Source organism: Roseibacillus persicicus (genome assembly GCF_014651675.1).
GTDB lineage: Bacteria > Verrucomicrobiota > Verrucomicrobiia > Verrucomicrobiales > Akkermansiaceae > Roseibacillus > Roseibacillus persicicus.
Window position 1 is genome coordinate 283209 of sequence record NZ_BMXI01000004.1, and the last position, 15779, is coordinate 298987.

General features: G+C 55.9%; 14 protein-coding genes. 7 read left to right on the plus strand and 7 right to left on the minus strand.

The window, feature by feature from the left end; translation table 11 throughout:
• Nucleotides 1–5: 5 nt before the first annotated feature.
• From IE099_RS06770 to IE099_RS06785, 4 genes are all read left to right on the plus strand, one after another.
• Entirely contained in the window at nt 6–1403 is a 1398-nt protein-coding gene (locus IE099_RS06770) for an efflux transporter outer membrane subunit (RefSeq protein WP_189568660.1), read from the plus strand.
• 109 nt (nt 1404–1512) lie between these two features.
• Nucleotides 1513–2229, plus strand: coding sequence for a peroxiredoxin-like family protein (locus tag IE099_RS06775; protein ID WP_189568663.1), 717 nt, complete (start codon nt 1513–1515; stop codon nt 2227–2229).
• Nucleotides 2230–2371: 142 nt separating this feature from the next.
• Complete coding sequence (locus IE099_RS06780; protein ID WP_189568666.1) at nt 2372–2977, plus strand: hypothetical protein; 606 nt, start codon at nt 2372–2374, stop codon at nt 2975–2977.
• 60 nt (nt 2978–3037) lie between these two features.
• On the plus strand, nt 3038–4960 hold the full coding sequence (locus IE099_RS06785; protein WP_189568669.1) for a DUF4340 domain-containing protein: 1923 nt from the start codon (nt 3038–3040) through the stop codon (nt 4958–4960).
• Nucleotides 4961–4993: 33 nt separating this feature from the next.
• Here IE099_RS06785 and IE099_RS06790 read toward each other — a convergent pair whose 3' ends face one another.
• The 4 genes from IE099_RS06790 to IE099_RS06805 all read right to left on the minus strand — a co-directional run bounded on the left by IE099_RS06790 (nt 4994) and on the right by IE099_RS06805 (nt 8430).
• The gene (locus tag IE099_RS06790) at nt 4994–5380 is read right to left on the minus strand and encodes an ApaG domain-containing protein (protein WP_189568672.1); all 387 of its coding nucleotides are present in this window, start codon (nt 5378–5380) and stop codon (nt 4994–4996) included.
• 55 nt (nt 5381–5435) lie between these two features.
• Nucleotides 5436–6305: a TIGR01777 family oxidoreductase gene (locus IE099_RS06795; RefSeq protein WP_189568675.1), complete on the minus strand. Its 870-nt coding sequence runs from the start codon at nt 6303–6305 to the stop codon at nt 5436–5438.
• A 16-nt stretch (nt 6306–6321) separates the two neighbouring features.
• On the minus strand, nt 6322–7383 hold the full coding sequence (locus IE099_RS06800) for a PEP-CTERM sorting domain-containing protein (RefSeq protein ID WP_189568678.1): 1062 nt from the start codon (nt 7381–7383) through the stop codon (nt 6322–6324).
• A gap of 159 nt (nt 7384–7542) precedes the next feature.
• Nucleotides 7543–8430, minus strand: coding sequence for a PEP-CTERM sorting domain-containing protein (locus tag IE099_RS06805; RefSeq protein WP_189568681.1), 888 nt, complete (start codon nt 8428–8430; stop codon nt 7543–7545).
• Between the two features lie 89 nt (nt 8431–8519).
• Here IE099_RS06805 and IE099_RS06810 point away from each other — a divergent pair, with 89 nt between their 5' ends.
• The 3 genes from IE099_RS06810 to IE099_RS06820 all read left to right on the plus strand — a co-directional run bounded on the left by IE099_RS06810 (nt 8520) and on the right by IE099_RS06820 (nt 13100).
• Nucleotides 8520–10991 carry an LPS-assembly protein LptD gene (locus IE099_RS06810; protein ID WP_189568684.1) on the plus strand — a complete coding sequence of 824 codons (2472 nt, stop codon included), beginning with the start codon at nt 8520–8522 and terminating at the stop codon, nt 10989–10991.
• Nucleotides 10992–11022: 31 nt separating this feature from the next.
• Nucleotides 11023–11661, plus strand: coding sequence for an NAD(P)H-dependent oxidoreductase (locus IE099_RS06815; protein WP_189568687.1), 639 nt, complete (start codon nt 11023–11025; stop codon nt 11659–11661).
• Between the two features lie 101 nt (nt 11662–11762).
• On the plus strand, nt 11763–13100 hold the full coding sequence (locus IE099_RS06820; protein WP_189568690.1) for a hypothetical protein: 1338 nt from the start codon (nt 11763–11765) through the stop codon (nt 13098–13100).
• 111 nt (nt 13101–13211) lie between these two features.
• Here the strand turns inward: IE099_RS06820 and IE099_RS06825 are convergent, their stop codons facing one another.
• From IE099_RS06825 to IE099_RS06835, 3 genes are all read right to left on the minus strand, one after another.
• A complete protein-coding gene (locus tag IE099_RS06825) occupies nt 13212–14153 on the minus strand; it encodes a hypothetical protein (RefSeq protein ID WP_194598373.1) in 942 nt (313 codons plus the stop codon).
• 179 nt (nt 14154–14332) lie between these two features.
• The gene (locus IE099_RS06830) at nt 14333–15160 is read right to left on the minus strand and encodes a M90 family metallopeptidase (protein WP_189568696.1); all 828 of its coding nucleotides are present in this window, start codon (nt 15158–15160) and stop codon (nt 14333–14335) included.
• Nucleotides 15161–15170: 10 nt separating this feature from the next.
• Nucleotides 15171–15626 carry a Jag family protein gene (locus IE099_RS06835; protein WP_189568699.1) on the minus strand — a complete coding sequence of 152 codons (456 nt, stop codon included), beginning with the start codon at nt 15624–15626 and terminating at the stop codon, nt 15171–15173.
• Nucleotides 15627–15779 lie beyond the last annotated feature (153 nt).

The following is a 15779-nucleotide window of genomic DNA, read 5'->3' on the forward strand; positions in this document are numbered from 1 at the left end:
AACCTATGAACCAACGCACTCTTCCGACCCTTCTGATCACTTGCGCGGGCCTCACCTTCTCGGCCTGCACCAATGTTGGCCCCAATTATCAAAAGCCCAGCGACAACCTGCCGGATGCTTTCAAAAACGCCAATTGGCCTGCAGCCCCCTCCACCGGCGATCCTTATACCGCCTTTCGCGATGGCGAGCTCAACCGACTCCTGCGAGCTGCCGAAAAGAACAACCAGGACTTGTCGGCAGCCTTGGCGCGCATCGACCAGTCACGGGCACTGTTAGGTCTTTCCCGTGCCGATCAAACTCCGACTTTGGTAGCGGATCTCGCGGGCAACCAAAACCTGGATAGTCGCAATACAAGACTTCCGAGCTCCGGCGGAGCCTACCGCGATTACGACGCCCAGTTGACCCTAGCCTACGAGGTGGACCTCTGGGGTCGAGTGCGTCGTGGAGTGGCACAGGCCGAAGCGAACTTGTCCGCGACCGAAGCCGACTACGCCGCCGCCCTTCTATCGCTCAAGGGCGAGGTGGCGCGCAACTATTTGACCCTTCGCTCCCTCGACCGCGAGATCGCCCTCCTCGATCAAACCTCAGATTTGCGGAAGCAGCGACTCGACCTCACTGGTTCACGGAGAAAGGCCGGCACCGCCAGCGGGTTGGATTTTGCCCGGGCAGAAACCGAATACCAGAGCACTCGGGCCGAGGTTGCTCGCTTGGCCCAGCGTCGTGGCGAGTTAGAGAACTCACTTGCCGCGCTCACCGGCGAAGCTGCTTCCACCTTCGCCATCGCGCCCAAGGTCAGCACTCCTCACATCCCGCAGGTCCCCAGCGGAGTTCCCTCCGATCTTTTGCGCCGTCGTCCTGACATCGTCGCGGCTGAACGTCGCCTCGCCGCGAGCAATGAAGGAGTCGGGGTCGCCATTGCGACCTACCTCCCCAGCCTAACTCTAACAGGGGTAGGCGGAGCGCGCTCCTTGCAGGCGGCCGATATTTTCAATCCCAAATCAGTCTTCTACTCGGCTGGGGCGGGACTCTTCACCCCCATCATCCAGGGTGGCCGGGTCAAGGCGGACAGGGAACAAGCCGAAGCCCTCTTTCGCGAAGCCCTCGCGACCTATCGCCAGACAATGCTGAGCGCGATTCGCGATACTGAAAACGCTTTGCTGGGAGTCCGTTCCCAGGACCAAGCTTTGGCTTCCCAACGCAAAGCGACGGAAGCATCCGAGCGCACCGCCCGTTTGGTTCGGGTGCGATATGAAGGCGGACTCGACTCCCTCTTCGAAGTCACCGAAACCGAACGCCAGACTCTCGAACAAGAACGCCTCCTCACCCAGACCGAGCTGACTCGCCAATTGGCTGCTGTGAATCTGATTCAGGCGCTGGGTGGTGAATGGAAAGCGGCGAAGTAGTTTTCTTCCCAAAAAACTCCAGAAACTTGGCGGGTTGAGGGAATAGAATTCACGGTCGTTCTTCTCACCAACTCAACATTGTCGTTGAACCCACACAGATCCCACAAAGATGAAATACTCCCCTAGCAAAACCACTCCACTCCTTGCGGCCCTCGCCCTCACCTCCTTGAGCGTCTTCGCGGAAAACCTCCAAGTTGAATTGGATAAACAGAAAGCTGCTTTCGAGGAAAAAGCTCCCGCTGAAAAGATCTCGGAATACGACAAAGGCATCAAAGCGGTGCAAGAATCCGGAGTGCTGGAAAAAGCCCTGAACGTCGGAGACACCGCCCCCGACTTCACATTGAAGAATGCGACGGGCGAAGAGGTCACTCTTTCCACCCTTCTGAAAGATGGTCCCGTCATTCTCACCTGGTATCGCGGATCCTGGTGCCCCTACTGCAATATCGCCCTGCGAAGCTATCAAGAGAACCTCGACAAGTTCAAGGCGGCCGGAGCCCAGTTTGTCGCGCTCACTCCCGAGCTGCCCGACAAGTCCTTGCCGACCTCCGAGAAGTATGAACTGCAGTTCGAAGTCTTGACCGACCTCAACAGCGAAGTCGCCAAGAAGTTCGGCCTCGTCTTCACCATGACCAAGTGGGTTGAGGATGCCATGCGTGACTTTGCCGACCTGAAGAAATACAACGGTGACGAGTATGACGACACCACCCTTCCGTTGAGTGCAACCTACATCATTCAACCCGACGGAAAGATCAGCTACGCCTTCCTCGATGCGGAATACCGCAATCGCGCGACTCCCGAGCAAATCTTGGAAGCGCTGAAAAAGTAATTCCCTTTTCGCATTCCCCAAGGGCTGCTCAGGCGGCCCTTGGGATGCCTGCGATTACAAATCCAGGCTTTCTTTCTCACCCTTCGGGCGAATAAACTCTCTCCTTGTGCCGCTATAGTAGGTAACAAGATTAGAAACCATTATGAGTGATTCCCCGAACAAACTCCCCCGCACCCGTCGCTGGCGCGCGCCCATCATCATTCTGGCCGTGCTCGGCTTGGGCGTTGCAGTTGCTGGCGCGGCCATCTGGTGGGCCAACCGTCCCATCCAAGCCACGATCCTGACCGCCCCAGAAAAGGCGGCCGTCGAACAGAAGCTGGCAGCGGTCGAACAAGAGCCGTCCGATCCGGAATATGTCCCCGGAGGAAAGGAGATTATCCTCACCGAGCGCGAGCTCAACGGACTGCTCCACGAAAACACCAACATGGGTGACCAGCTGAAGCTGGAGCTGGCCCGTGATGCCGTGCACGCCCGCCTCAGCGCGGATATTCCCGAGGACTTTCCCATCATGGCGGGTAAAAAGCTGAAGGGCAAAGCGCGCTTCGTCGTGAAGAGCGAAACCGGTGCTCCGGCCCTCATCCTCGATGACCTGACCATCTGGGGAATCTCCCTCCCGAATGCCTGGCTGGGCGAATTGAAAGGACAGAACCTCTTGGGCAACGTCATTTCCTCTGACGGCGGTTCGCTTGCCGGCGTGGAAGACATCTCGGTCAGCAATGGCCAGTTGGTCATCAAACTCGCGGAGTAAGCCAAAACCATCGCAAAATGCGGTTGCTCCCTAGACCGCTTCGGAGCAACCTTTCCGCTGATGCGATCCAAGATTTTCACCACAGCCCTCGCCTTGCTGGCTCTCGCCAGTGGAGCGATGGCTTTTTTGCATCTTACCCAGAAGGATCTCTCTTCGCTTTTTGGCGATCCTCCGGCTGAAAAAGGCAGTCGCCTTTTCGAATTCCAGCCGAATGAAATTCGCGGAATCATCATCGAAGCGGGTGGCAAGCCCCAAGGCTATGAAGAGCGACAGGGGCAATGGCTACTCAAGGGTGGTGCTTCCCCGGACCGCGCCGACTATCGAGTCTTGGAGGCCCTCCTCGCCTTTTCTGCCGACTTGACCATTCTCGACAGCTTCCCCGCCAATGAGGACAATAAGAAAGCGATGGGACTGTCCCCAGCGCGCGCCCATATCCAGCTGAAGGATGACAGCGGCAAATCGATCGCCGATTTCTCCTTTGGAAAGAAAGGGGCCTGGCAGCGACACATTCCCGCCCCGGACCAATACACCGCGCCGCAGAACTGGCCTTCGGTCTATCTCCTCCCACGTGGCAGCGAGTCCATCTACTTGTGCTCCTCTCCCTATCTCGACGACATCCTGGTGAACGGTTTCGGACCCCACCGTGACTTGCGCCCTTTCTTCTTCCCCCCCGAACTGCTCGCCGAAGTCACCATCGCCCGCCCCAACGGCAACTTGGTCCTCGCTCGCAGCAATCCGGCGGCCGCTTGGAAGATCGTGAAGCCTTTCAAGCTGGATGCGGACTCCGAAGCCGTCGCCGAGTTGGTAGGAGGCCTCTACAAGCTCACCGCCAAGACCGCCAGCAACAAACCCGCCCCTCCCAGCGGAGAGCCCTCCTTGCAGCTCGGACTGCGCTTCTTCTCCCTCGACGGCAGTGTGCACGAGGTCCCTGTCACCCTTTCTCTAACAGAACCTAGCAAGGAAGAATATTCCTACTACCTCGGACGGCTGGACGACTGGCGCAAGAGCATCGAGTTCCAGATTCCCCGCTCCACCACCGAACAGCTCATCGGAGTCGACGAACTACCATTGACGATTGAACGTCTACGCGGGGCCAGCTTGTCGGGCTTGGACCTCCGCCAGTTGAGAAAGCTGAAGATCGAGACCCCTGAGCTGACGGGACCTCTGGAAATTGAAATTGGTAAAAGTCCCATCACCGGCGAATGGCGGGCCCAACGACGATATGCCGGGAAGGTGAGCCCGGCCAATGAGCTCACCTTTTTTACGGTGAAAAAGGCTCTAACGGAAGAGAAGGCGCTCGCATCCGTCTCCGATTCTGTCGACGACCTCTCTCTCTACGGACTCGACACACCAATCTTGAGTCTTTCGATGGAGCTCTTTGATGGCACCGCAGAAACCATTTTCTTCGGCGAGAAAATTGCCGCGGATGGCGTCCCACACTATTACTTTCGGCGCAATGAGTCCCATACCGTCATGGAGGTGGAGTCTAGCAGCTTCTACAAAATTGCATCCCGTCCCTACCTGTGGAGAGATGCAACGATTTGGAATTTCAACTTGGTAGACTTAAAAATTCTTCAGATCGAGCGCGAGGGTCTGCAACCGCTTGTCCTTAATTACAGTGACCTCACACAAACGTGGTCGGCCCGCCTTGGGAACGAAGAAGCGACCGCTCTGTTGAACGAAAACCGGGCTAACCGTTACCTGGAAACTCTCGAAGGACTCAAGGTTACTCGCTGGCTGGGTCCAGATCATGAGCCCGCCGCTCGAGCACTGCAGAATCCGGTTTTCACTCTCACCGCATTCTTCCAAAGACCAGACGAGTCGAATGCCCCGGTCGAAAGAAAACGTCTCCGACTCGCTGGTGCGGGGCAATCGGGAAGCAGTCCATTCTATTACGGCCAAGTCGAAGGAGACAGCCAGTTCTTCATCCTTGATCTCGCATCGGTAACCAAGCTGGCAGAGCCTTTGTTAGAGAGCGAGTAGGCGTTTCCCGACGAAGCCCCATGGTGGCTAAACTCAAACCCAGTCAGGCACGGCCATTCCAAACTCTGGAATAGCGACAAAGACTCGCCGACCTGAGTCCGTCACTCCGTAGAATGCGCCACATGCAGTGCCACTGCCGGCCAAGACATGATAGCTGTTGTAGGAATAGCGGTCCTTGGGAGGCAAGACCGGACGCTGCCCGACAATCCCGTCCCCTTCCAGCACGGTAGTCTCGCCGTTATGTTCGCGCACCACCCACTTGCGGCCGTGAAGAGTCACTTGCTCGTCTGAATCATTGATAATATCCACGAAATAGACGAATGGATGGGGCTTCTCCTCGGGAGCTTCCAAGGTTGGCACATAGAGCACCTCACTCACCTGAACGGAAAGTCCTTTCAATTCCTGCCATTGCTCGTCCACAGCGCGAGGCTAGGTTGCGGAGAATATTTGCCAAGCATCCTTCCCGCCATTGCCTCTAATTCAATGATTCCAACAAGGGCTTGAGCTTCGCGTATTTGAATTCATAGCCCGTCCGCTCAAGCACCGTCGGCTGGGCCCGATAGCTCGCTAAAAGGGCGTTGGCAAAATCTCCCAAAACGAGCTTCAGGGCAAAGGGCGGCACCGGAAAGATCGCCGGACGATGCAGCACCTCGGCCAGGACACGCGTGAACTCGGCGTTTGTCACCGGATTGGGGCCCACCAGATTAACTGCACCTCTCACCTCCGTGGTCTCCAAGCTATGCACGATTCCACCCGCCACATCATCGAGATGGATTGTAGGCCAGAACTGTTTCCCATCTCCCAAGCGGCCACCGGCCCCAAGCTTGAAAATCACTTTCATTCGGGTCCATGCGTCTGCCTCTTTCCCGAGTACAACTCCAATCCTCCCCAAAGCGACCCGCACCCCCAACTCCTCGGCCTTCACTGCGGCAGCCTCCCACTCCTCGCAGAGACCGGCCAAATAATCAGACCCCATCGGCGACTCCTCAGTAAGAATATCCTCCCCCTGGTCTCCGTAATAGCCAACGGCAGAGGCGTTCACCAACACCTGCGGTCGTTCGGAATCAGGAAGGGCAGCCATCTGTGCCACGATATCATCTGTGACCCCAACCCGGCTCTCATGGAAACGCTTCTTGTTCTCTTCGGTCCATCTTTTGGCTATCGATTCCCCCGCAACATTGACGACCGCATCTAGGCCGGCAAACCCATCCTCCAATCTGCGCCAATCGCCTTCCCGTTCATCCGGATTGCGACTAAAACCAGTCCAAGTATGGCCCCTGTCTTCTAAAGCGGCCCGCACCGCACCGCCAACTAAACCACTCGCGCCAACAATTCCTACATTCACGGCGCAGGATAGACCACTATCGACGTCTTCTCAAACTGAATGCCAAAGCAAGTCCGAGCAAGCTCAGCGAGGATGGCTCGGGGATCACCGACCAACCCACATCACGGAGCGCCGCAACGTCCATATTGGTGAGCTCCAAGCGCCTTTGCACCGAATTTAGATTCGCTTCAGGTTCCATCAGGAGGTCCTGAGGTTGTCCCAATCCTACGGTTCCGACTAGATTGGGGTCTCCATACTCGAAAATGGGTGAATCGTAACTCCCGTCGCTCCAGTGAAAGTCATCGCTGGAATCGAGATCAAGGAAGGTAGCGGAGGTGTTGTTGGCTTGATTGTATTCGTCCAAAACGCTGGCTCCGGTATAGCCACCTGCTCCATTGTGAGGCAATTGGTTCCAATCTGAAGCAAGCCCCAGAGCATGTCCCAGCTCGTGAAGAGCAATGGAATAAAAATCCACCAGCCCTGATCCGGCAACTTGGTCCAAGGCAAAATGCCAGGCGGTCGCGGTATTGAAAGTTATCGCTCCGCCCCAGCGGGGAAGATCCTTACCGCTATCAGTTGGGGTGTTGTCATCGAAGCCCCGGTGGTAGGGACCATCGATATCATTGAAAACCCCTGAAAAATTTGTGCCGCCCCCGGTTCCTCCCAGTCCCGCAGAAGACAGAGCCCTTCCTCCCGCATAGAGAATCCACTGGTTCTTTTGCAGTCCTTCAAAGCCATAAACATCCGCCCCGGACAAGCCCCGCGCTACCAGTGGGTCTGATTTATCATCTGCAGCAGTGCTGATTTGAATGGTATCTCCCGTCCCCGGGTGAGTGAAACCCAATCGCCATCCTTCACCGGTGCCGGTATCAGTGCCGCTGGGAGAAACTCCCAAAAGATTACTGTTAATCACCCGACTATAGCGAGCCGCTACCGCTTCCAAGGCCTCACGCCGCTCGGGAGTATTGAAGAAGTTATTGGTATCATAACTGTAGTCGACAACGATTTCGAAAGCCGAGAGCCTGGCTACGGAGCTTGTTAGAGTAACTGTTAGAAAAAATGTCGAGAACTTGGGTACGGGGACTATTAATGATTTCATTTAAGGGGGCCCCGCCAGAAAACACTAAAGAAATGCTAACAGTCAACCCCTTAAAATTTAAAATGCATTTTTTTGCAGTCAGCAAACCAAGATCACCTGCCTTTCGACCGCATCCCTACTAACTCACCGCCAATGAATTAAGGCGAACCACTCCCCTCGCTAGCGGCGACGCTTCAAAATACCCAATAAACCCAGACTCAAGAGAGCCAAAGACGACGGCTCGGGCACGATGGTGAATCCGATGTCCTGGAGCGAAGCAATGGACGTGAAACTCAGGTATCCACTGCCACTCAACACGCCAGTCATTAGTTCGTCATCTAACGACTCACCAAAGTTGTCGCCATAGAGAACGGTTAGAGCAGCACTCCCATCGCCCGGATCGCTATCGAATCCCGGGGAATTCTCAGAAGCAAAATTGTCGAGCACTTCGTTCCAATGGCCGTTTGCAGTTCCTTCTCCCCCATCGAGCTCAATCGGAATATAGGTCGCGGATGGATCAAACTCAGCCTGATAGGCGGCCAGGGCCGCAGCACCCACGTATTGCCCGGCCACCCCTCCTGCCAGAGTTCGATTACTATTTCCACCTACCTCATCAGAGTAGACTTCATTGTCTTCCCACAGGGTGCCAATCCCGAGAGCGTGGCCGATCTCATGCCTCACAGTGAGAGGATTCAGGGCACCCGCGTCGGGATGGGTATTGAATTCAGCCTGACCACCCAGAGCCAGAATATACCGATTATTGCTGGTGTTCGCGTCCGCTACAAAGTTACTAAACCCCAAACCATTGGGTCCCGCAGAACCGAGAAGAACTCCTCCTCCTGATGAGGCCTGCGAAAAGGAGTCCACTTCCAGAGTCCAAGTCCGGGAAACGCCATCTTGATATCCAGTAATGATGTTGGACCAGAAGTCTACCCCATCTTGAAAGAACTGCTTCTCGGCAGCGGTGTAGTTTGCGTCCGCATTGGGAGTAAAATTGACCGCAAAGGTGATCGTTCCCGAAGCGAAGCCCGTTCCCAAAATGAAAGTTAGTAGCAAAGTGTTCCTCATAACTAACTTACGCTAATCAACCTCTCTTATGTCCCACAAGGAGAAAGTCGGCCTTTACAGACATCCCTCCAACCAACAACACTTGTCCGGTGAGAGGATATTTCTTCAGGCTTCACATTCTCTCGATTTGGCTGGTCCAAGGTTCATTGGGGCAGACCCCGTCGGACGCCCCTTCCCAGACCACCCCCACCCTCCCAAAAACCGACACCCCTTCGGTGGCGGAAGGTCTCATTACACCGTCCACAGTCGTTCCCTCCGGGTTCACTATGCGAGCTGAAAGGTTTGACATTGAGAAGCTCATGGACACTGGGAACTTGGAAGCGACTGGCAACATTCGGGTCGTCACCGACAAGGGCGATACCATCCTGTCCACCCGTGCCATCGCGGAGAAAGCTGATGGAAACGAAGACTCATTCACTTTCAAAATGCTCGACAACGTCAGGCTGCGAACGACCAACGGAATCGAGGTCTATTCTGACCAAGCGACCATTGAGGAGGCTACCAAGAGCATCGTCTTTTCCGGAGATGTTTCCGCCTACCAAGGGACCGCTCTGCACCGTAGCGACTCGGTGACGTATAACTACGACACCCGTAAACTCTCCACCAACCAGCTACGGACCTCATTTGCTCCTGTTCTGTTGGAGGCGGGCAACTTTCGCGCAATCGAAAGCCCGGAGGGAAATTACTACCAAGGCACTAATGCCGGAGTGACCACCCACGATTCAGCGACCCCGAACTTCTGGCTTCGCGGCGAGGAAGTCACCGTGCTCCCCGACGACAGAATTCGCTTTCGCAATATGAGGCTCTATGCGGGAGGAAGACCCATACTCTGGCTCCCGGGCTTGACTCAAAAGTTTGATGGAGAATTCAACTATCGCCCCACCCCCGGATTTCGCTCGAACTGGGGCCCCTACCTACTCAATCAATACTCACATGATTTCGGAGGATTGCGTGATGTCCGAACCGGACTCTTGAGCGACCCGACCCACCAGCTCACTTGGCATGGTGACCTATACGGCCAACGAGGAGTTGGTCTTGGCCTGGATGTGGAATCCTATGCTCAAAAGGCGAATCCGAATTTGGGAATTATCTCCGGATACTACATCCATGACTTCGATCCCTCCGAACGGCGCTCGGCCGAGCCCCGCACAAATTTCGACCAAAGTGAGCGCTATCGCCTGCAGGTCCGCCAACGTGCCGAGGTCAACGCCCTTCCCGGCGCGAAAGGGCACGCCGACATCAACATGACCCTGCTGTCGGATCGGTTCTTCCTGGAGGATTACCGGACCAAAGACTTCACCACCGACTTTCAGCCCGACAACACCCTCTCCCTTTCCCAAAGCTGGGATGACAATCACCTGCTCACGGCGTGGACCCGCCTGCGAATCAATGAGCACTATCGCAGCGACCAGAGGCTCCCCGAAGTCGCATTCGACCAAATTCGCAGGCCCCTTTTTGGCTCTGCCATCCTGCATGAAAGCCAGAATACAATCGGACTCTACCGCGAAGAACTAGCCGACTATGTCGAGGATGATCTTCGGGCCGAATACGATGACCCGAGCACCTCGGCATCGCGGCGGAACACCATCGAGGGCTTTCTCGCCAATACCGGCTTCGCTCGCTTCCACACCTACCACGAGCTGTCTCTGCCAATGAAGCTCGATTCCGGGCTCCACGTGATCCCCCGGGTGGGCATGGGGCACACCCGCTACGAAGGAATTCAAGGACCACTCGATTCGCAGAGCCGCACTCACTTCAGCGCATCGGTGGATGCTTCCCTGAAGTTCACCAAGCGCTATCCCGATTGGATATCCAAGCCCTTGGGACTCGACTCGGCCCTTCACGTCTTTCAACCCTATACCACCGCGACGATTCTCAAGACCGATGCTCTCGACGCCACCTTCCGCCCCATCGACAAGCTCACTGCCTCTACCCGACCGCGGGCCCTCTACCCCGGGCGTTTCGCAGCGATTGACGATCTGACCGACTGGAAAATCCTCCGCCTCGGTGCTCGCAATCGCCTCTTGACCAGGAGGGATGGCTCCTCACATCAGTGGCTGGAAGTGGACACCTACATCGACGTGTTTGGAGAGGATCCGGAGTTCAACCGTAGCGTCTCCAATCTCTATACCGACGTCCACTGGTCTCCCCTTCCCTGGCTGGACCTCACGGTCGAAACCCAGCTCCCCCTTTTCTCCGATTCAAATTTCACCGAAGTAGCCACCGGGCTGGAATTCATGCCCAACGAAAATACCGAAATCGGAGTCACCCATCGCTACCTGCAGGGACACCCAATCCTGAGCGACTCGAACAGGTTGGAATTCCGGGCTTATCATCGCATCAATGAAGAATGGGGAATTGGAGCGACCCACCGGTGGGAATTTGCAGACAGCACGCTCGAGTTCCAGCAATACTCGCTCCATCGCAACCTCGACTCATGGGCCTTTACGATGGGAGTTTTCACTCGCGATAATCTGGATCAAGACGAGTATGGAGTGCTCTTCGGCTTCACCCTAACGGACTTCCCTTCACTTTCATTACCATTGGAAGTGAACAACTGAAGAGCCCCTCAAAACATCCACATCCTATATTATGACCGACGAACAACTCATCGAATCCTTCAACTGGCGTTACGCGACCAAGATCTTCGATCCCGGGGCAAAGATTGCCGAGAAAACCTGGCACACATTGCAGGAGTCCATGCGACTCAGCCCTTCTTCATTCGGCTTGCAGCCTTGGCACTTTGTCAGCATCACCAGCAGTGACCTGCGGCAGCAACTTCTCCCTCACAGCTGGGGGCAGAAGCAAGTCGTCGACAGCTCCCACATGGTGGTTCTTTGCACTCGCACCGACATCGATGCGGCCTTCGTGGAAGAATTCATCGCCTCAACCGCAGAGCAACGCAATGTCACCGTCGAATCCCTAAAGGGTTACCGTGACGTCGTGGTGGACTTCATCAGCGCAATGACTCCCGAGGTTCGGGTGCAGTGGTGCAAGAGGCAGACCTATCTAGCCCTGCAAAGGTTGATGGACGCCGCAGCCCTTCTCCAAGTGGACGCTTGCCCAATCGAGGGATTTTTGGCTGCGGAATACGATAAGATTCTCGACCTTCCAGCCAAGAACCTCACAGCCACTGTCTGCTGCGCTCTAGGCTACCGTTCTTCAGAGGACAAATACGCCGAGCTCGCAAAGTCACGCTTCCCCAAGGAAAAACTTTTCACCGAACTCTAAGCGTTCGGACCCTGCGCAAGCTGAATTGAGAAAGCCCGCCGACTACAGGCGCACTTTCTCTTTTTTTTGAATACCCCAGCCCATCCCCCGTTCAACGTTCTATGAAGTCTCATGGGAAGATGGCGTTGGTGGGAATTTTGGCGATGGGTGTTGGTGTGCTGATCACTCTGAGTCTGGTCGAGCTCCGCAACGATTCTCTCGCGAGTCAAAAGAGGGCGGAATCCCAGCAGCTCCAGAAGACCGAGTTGCCGGAAGAGATTTCTCCAGCCGGGGAAGATGAAAACCCGGGTCTGGCCAACGCCCTCAAGCTGGAAGAATACCGGGAGAAAATCCGGCTTGGTGTCGAGCAGCGGGAACTCGAGCGAGAAGAACAACTGGCCGCCCAGCGCCTGGAGCAAGAGCGTCTCGCCTTGGCCAGAGTGGAAGAGGAACGGCTGGCCGAAGAGGCCAAACTGCAGCAGGAGCTCATCGCTTCTCAGAATTTGGCTCTTGAGCTTCAACATCAGGCTGAGCTCGCCCGTTCCGCTGAAGAGCAGCGAAAATTCCAGGAAGAAATGCGGCGTGAACAGACCGCGCTCGCCCAGCTCGAGGCAAACTTGGCCGAACAGCGTCGCATTGATGAAGCCAATTTCCGTCGGGATGAAGCCGAGAGACAGCGAATCGCATTCCGCGAGGAGCAGCAACGAATTGCTTTCGTTCTTCAGCAACAGGAACTCGCCCGACAGAGAGCTCACCACGAGAGAAACCGCCATAAGTCGCGCCCGAATCACTTGCCATTGGATCAAAGGCGAAGTGAAGAATTACGCAAGAGACGTGAAGAGGCTGCCCGTCAGCAGAAGCAGCGCGAAAAGGAACAACACGAAGCAGCCAGACGGCAGGCCGAGGAGCTGCGTCGGCAGCAAGAAAAGAAGGATGCCGACAGACGTCGCATGAACCTAGAGCGCCAGCAAAAGGAATCCCAAGAGGCAGCCAAGCGTGAAGCGGCCGCTGCGGCACAACGTCGCGCCGTGGAAGAACGGCAACAGCAGGAGGCGCGCGAAGCCGCCCAACGGAAAGCGGAAGAACTTCGCCGCCAGCGAGAGAAACAAGACATGGACAGGCGACGGGCAATCCAGGAGCGCCAGCAGTGGGAAGCCCAAGAGTCCGCCAAACGGGCAGCCGAACAGCAACGCCAACAACGGGAAGCGCAAAAGGCCGCCCAGCAGGCCGCCGCGCAAAGACGCGCCGAACAAAAACGTCAACTCGAGGAGGCTCAAAAGGCCGCTCAGCGTCAAGCAGAGCAGCAACGTCAACAGCGTGAAGCTCAGGCCGCAGCCCAGCGCGCGGCCGAACAACAACGGCAACAGCGGGAAGCACAAGAGGCCGCTCGACGCCAAGCCGAACAAGCCCGCCAGGCTCAAAGAAAAGGAGCTAACGATTCAGGCTCAAAGCGCCGGTAAAGGGCAGAAGCGAAAACCCGCAGCCCAATCAAATTTCTCTCCCGCAGAATGGAGATCTTGAGCAAGGCTTCAACGGTTGCCTCTGAGCCCTGATTGCGGTAGGTCAATCAATTAGAACTCGAACTCGTCCACCAATACTTGGGCGTCGGAATCACTCGCGGCGTAAGACTCACTCTCACTCGGTGTGCCGGTCGCAACTCCTGCAGACGGAATCTCAGTTTGGGTTGCTTCCAGTTGACTCATTTTAGCTGAAAAGCATACCAATGCGACAAAGAGAACCGCCAGCAAAGTCGCGAAAATCCAGAGTCCACGCTGGCTGTTCCGCTCCATTTGGCGAAGAACAGTGAGAACGTCATCGCTGGATTGCTCCAGACGCTCGGTATTTTGCTTGGCAGCCTCGGCCACTTTCTCGAAGTGGGCATCCATCCGGCTCCCCAAATCTCCGACGCTCGCCACGGCCGTCATTTGATTTTCGGCCAAACCGGCAACTGCTTGATTCACTTTCTCAACTCCGGACTGCACCACATTCACCCCACCGTGGATGGCGTCCATGGAAGTTAGCATTTTCTGGTCACGCTCAACCGTGCTGCCGATGCGTTCCCGGATGGAGGTCAGAATCTCGCTGGCTTCTTCCTGCCGGGTCTGCAGACGCTCAATCCCGGCTACCGCAGCAGGAAACGGGCTCAGAGCCTTGGCCACATTGTGCCGGCTTTCCGTCTCCAGTTCGAATCGGTCACGAATATCTTCCGTGCTGTGTAGGAGGCCCGCGTAGCTGGCGCGAAGATCCTGCAGCTCAGCGGCCAGCTGCTCCTCACGCATCCGGCGCTCGGCGCGACCTTTGAAAAGCTTGTGAAACCAATTTTTTGAACGTGCAAAAGGTTCAGAGTCTCTCTCCCTTTCGAAGGCCATCTCGGGAGTGGGGAAATCGTGGACACCCGCCTCGAACGGAACGTCCTCGAGATTTTTTTTCATCTCTTGGAGGGATGAGGGCGTCACAGGAACGGGAGCCTCGATGAAAGACTCGGTTGTCGTGCGGAATGGGGAAGCGCTCATTAGATTCACCTCTTAAGGCAATCTCTTATAGGCACGCCTGTCAGGTGCAGAGAATCCTCTTTCTGACATGCATTTTTCAAAAAAAAGACGACTACCTCACTGTCTTGCGAGAGGAATGGAGGCCAGATCCCTTATCTCTCAAAGCTTTCAACCCCATACAAAATACTCCTTAACAGAGGTTAAAGTTCACCCATCGCCAGATATGATGACCAACTCTTTGGGTCAGTGGCGAAAAAGTCGCTCAAGAGTTGATACAACTCTGGGTGCTCTTCTTCCATCTTCCGCGCCTTCTCAAAGAAGGTCTCGGTTGCCACGGCAAAGAACTCGGCCTCATTGGTTGTGCCATAGGAATCCATCACCGTCTTGCGCCCACTGTCGACGTCATCACAGAGAGTTTTGAACTCTCGCCCAAAGACCTTGGGCCAACTCTCGAAATCCGCGTTCGGAGGCAACTCAGGAAAGCCATCCGCCGGCCCATTGACGGTGTCAAGTTGGTGGGCGAATTCGTGAAGGACAAGATTGTGTCCATCCTCGTCATTCAGTCCCCCGCCACGCACACTGTTCCAAGCCAGCACCACCGTTCCCCGGCTCCAACTCTCTCCCTGACGAACGCTTTCCATCCCGTAGTCATCCTTGACCCGATAGGCGTCGGGATACATCAGGATTGCCCGAAGCGCAGGATAGGGAGCTCCCCGTTGATTGCTCCACAACAGGCAGGCCTGGGCTGCAACCACGGTGCGCATCTCGTCCGTGACATCAAGGAGTCCCCCGCAGGCTTCGAAGACCTTCTCATCGAGAAAAACGAGGGCCAGCCCCTCAATCTCGGTGCGCAGGCCCTCCGGCAGCTCGTCCCAGAGCTTCCAATTCTGTCTAACCCATTGATGTTGCTCTTCGCTGAAGGTCGAAGTGGCCAGCAGCCTGCGCCGCTGGCTGCGCTTCTTCCAACGCCAATAACAGATTCCCAGAACCACCGCCGTGGCCACGAGAATAACCAGAATTCCGTCCATGGACAGGAATCTAGGAACCAGCCAAACGAAGGGTGATACGCTTCATGCGATCATTCCCTCCCGGCGAAGTGGTTTCGATCTCGGGATCGTCGACCACCGCATTGTGGGCAATACGCCGGTAGTAAGCGTTCAAAGGCTTCAGGCGAAACGGCTTGCCGGTCTCTTTCACTTTGGCGGCTGCCTCGAGGACCGTTTCACAAAGCTTTTGCTCCTGCTCGACCCGATAATCCTCGCAATCAATGCGCACCCGCGCGGCGTCGGGATTCTTTTTCTGCAAAATCCGATTCACGAGGTATTGAATATCGTCGAGACGGTCTCCGCTCCGTCCGATCAGGTATTTCCCCTGTTCGGTGCGAATCTGGAGCACGGTCCCCTCCTCACTCTCCTCTTGTTCAATGCTGTAGGCGAACCCCAGTTTTCCCAGGATCGAATCCAGCACTTCTTCTGCTTGCTTAGCGTCACTCATATTCTGATAGCGGAATCCTACTCAGTCAGCCCTTGTGGTCAACAAAGCTTAATCCTGTCTGTGACAGGCAGGTCACTGGAAGAAGAACAGGAATCGGTCTTCCTCGCCTTCGAGACTCCAACGAGAGCCTTGCCCTCCGAGGCAAAAAGCATG

What these genes read in the sequence shown, in the direction of transcription:
- IE099_RS06820 (WP_189568690.1), top strand. Translation starts at nt 11,763, where the DNA reads ATGAAGTCTCATGGGAAGATGGCGTTGGTGGGAATTTTGGCGATGGGT.
- IE099_RS06805 (WP_189568681.1), bottom strand. Translation starts at nt 8,430, where the DNA reads ATGAGGAACACTTTGCTACTAACTTTCATTTTGGGAACGGGCTTCGCT.
- IE099_RS06800 (WP_189568678.1), bottom strand. Translation starts at nt 7,383, where the DNA reads ATGAAATCATTAATAGTCCCCGTACCCAAGTTCTCGACATTTTTTCTA.
- IE099_RS06780 (WP_189568666.1), top strand. Translation starts at nt 2,372, where the DNA reads ATGAGTGATTCCCCGAACAAACTCCCCCGCACCCGTCGCTGGCGCGCG.
- IE099_RS06835 (WP_189568699.1), bottom strand. Translation starts at nt 15,626, where the DNA reads ATGAGTGACGCTAAGCAAGCAGAAGAAGTGCTGGATTCGATCCTGGGA.
- IE099_RS06775 (WP_189568663.1), top strand. Translation starts at nt 1,513, where the DNA reads ATGAAATACTCCCCTAGCAAAACCACTCCACTCCTTGCGGCCCTCGCC.
- IE099_RS06815 (WP_189568687.1), top strand. Translation starts at nt 11,023, where the DNA reads ATGACCGACGAACAACTCATCGAATCCTTCAACTGGCGTTACGCGACC.
- IE099_RS06830 (WP_189568696.1), bottom strand. Translation starts at nt 15,160, where the DNA reads ATGGACGGAATTCTGGTTATTCTCGTGGCCACGGCGGTGGTTCTGGGA.
- IE099_RS06770 (WP_189568660.1), top strand. Translation starts at nt 6, where the DNA reads ATGAACCAACGCACTCTTCCGACCCTTCTGATCACTTGCGCGGGCCTC.
- IE099_RS06785 (WP_189568669.1), top strand. Translation starts at nt 3,038, where the DNA reads ATGCGATCCAAGATTTTCACCACAGCCCTCGCCTTGCTGGCTCTCGCC.
- IE099_RS06825 (WP_194598373.1), bottom strand. Translation starts at nt 14,153, where the DNA reads ATGAGCGCTTCCCCATTCCGCACGACAACCGAGTCTTTCATCGAGGCT.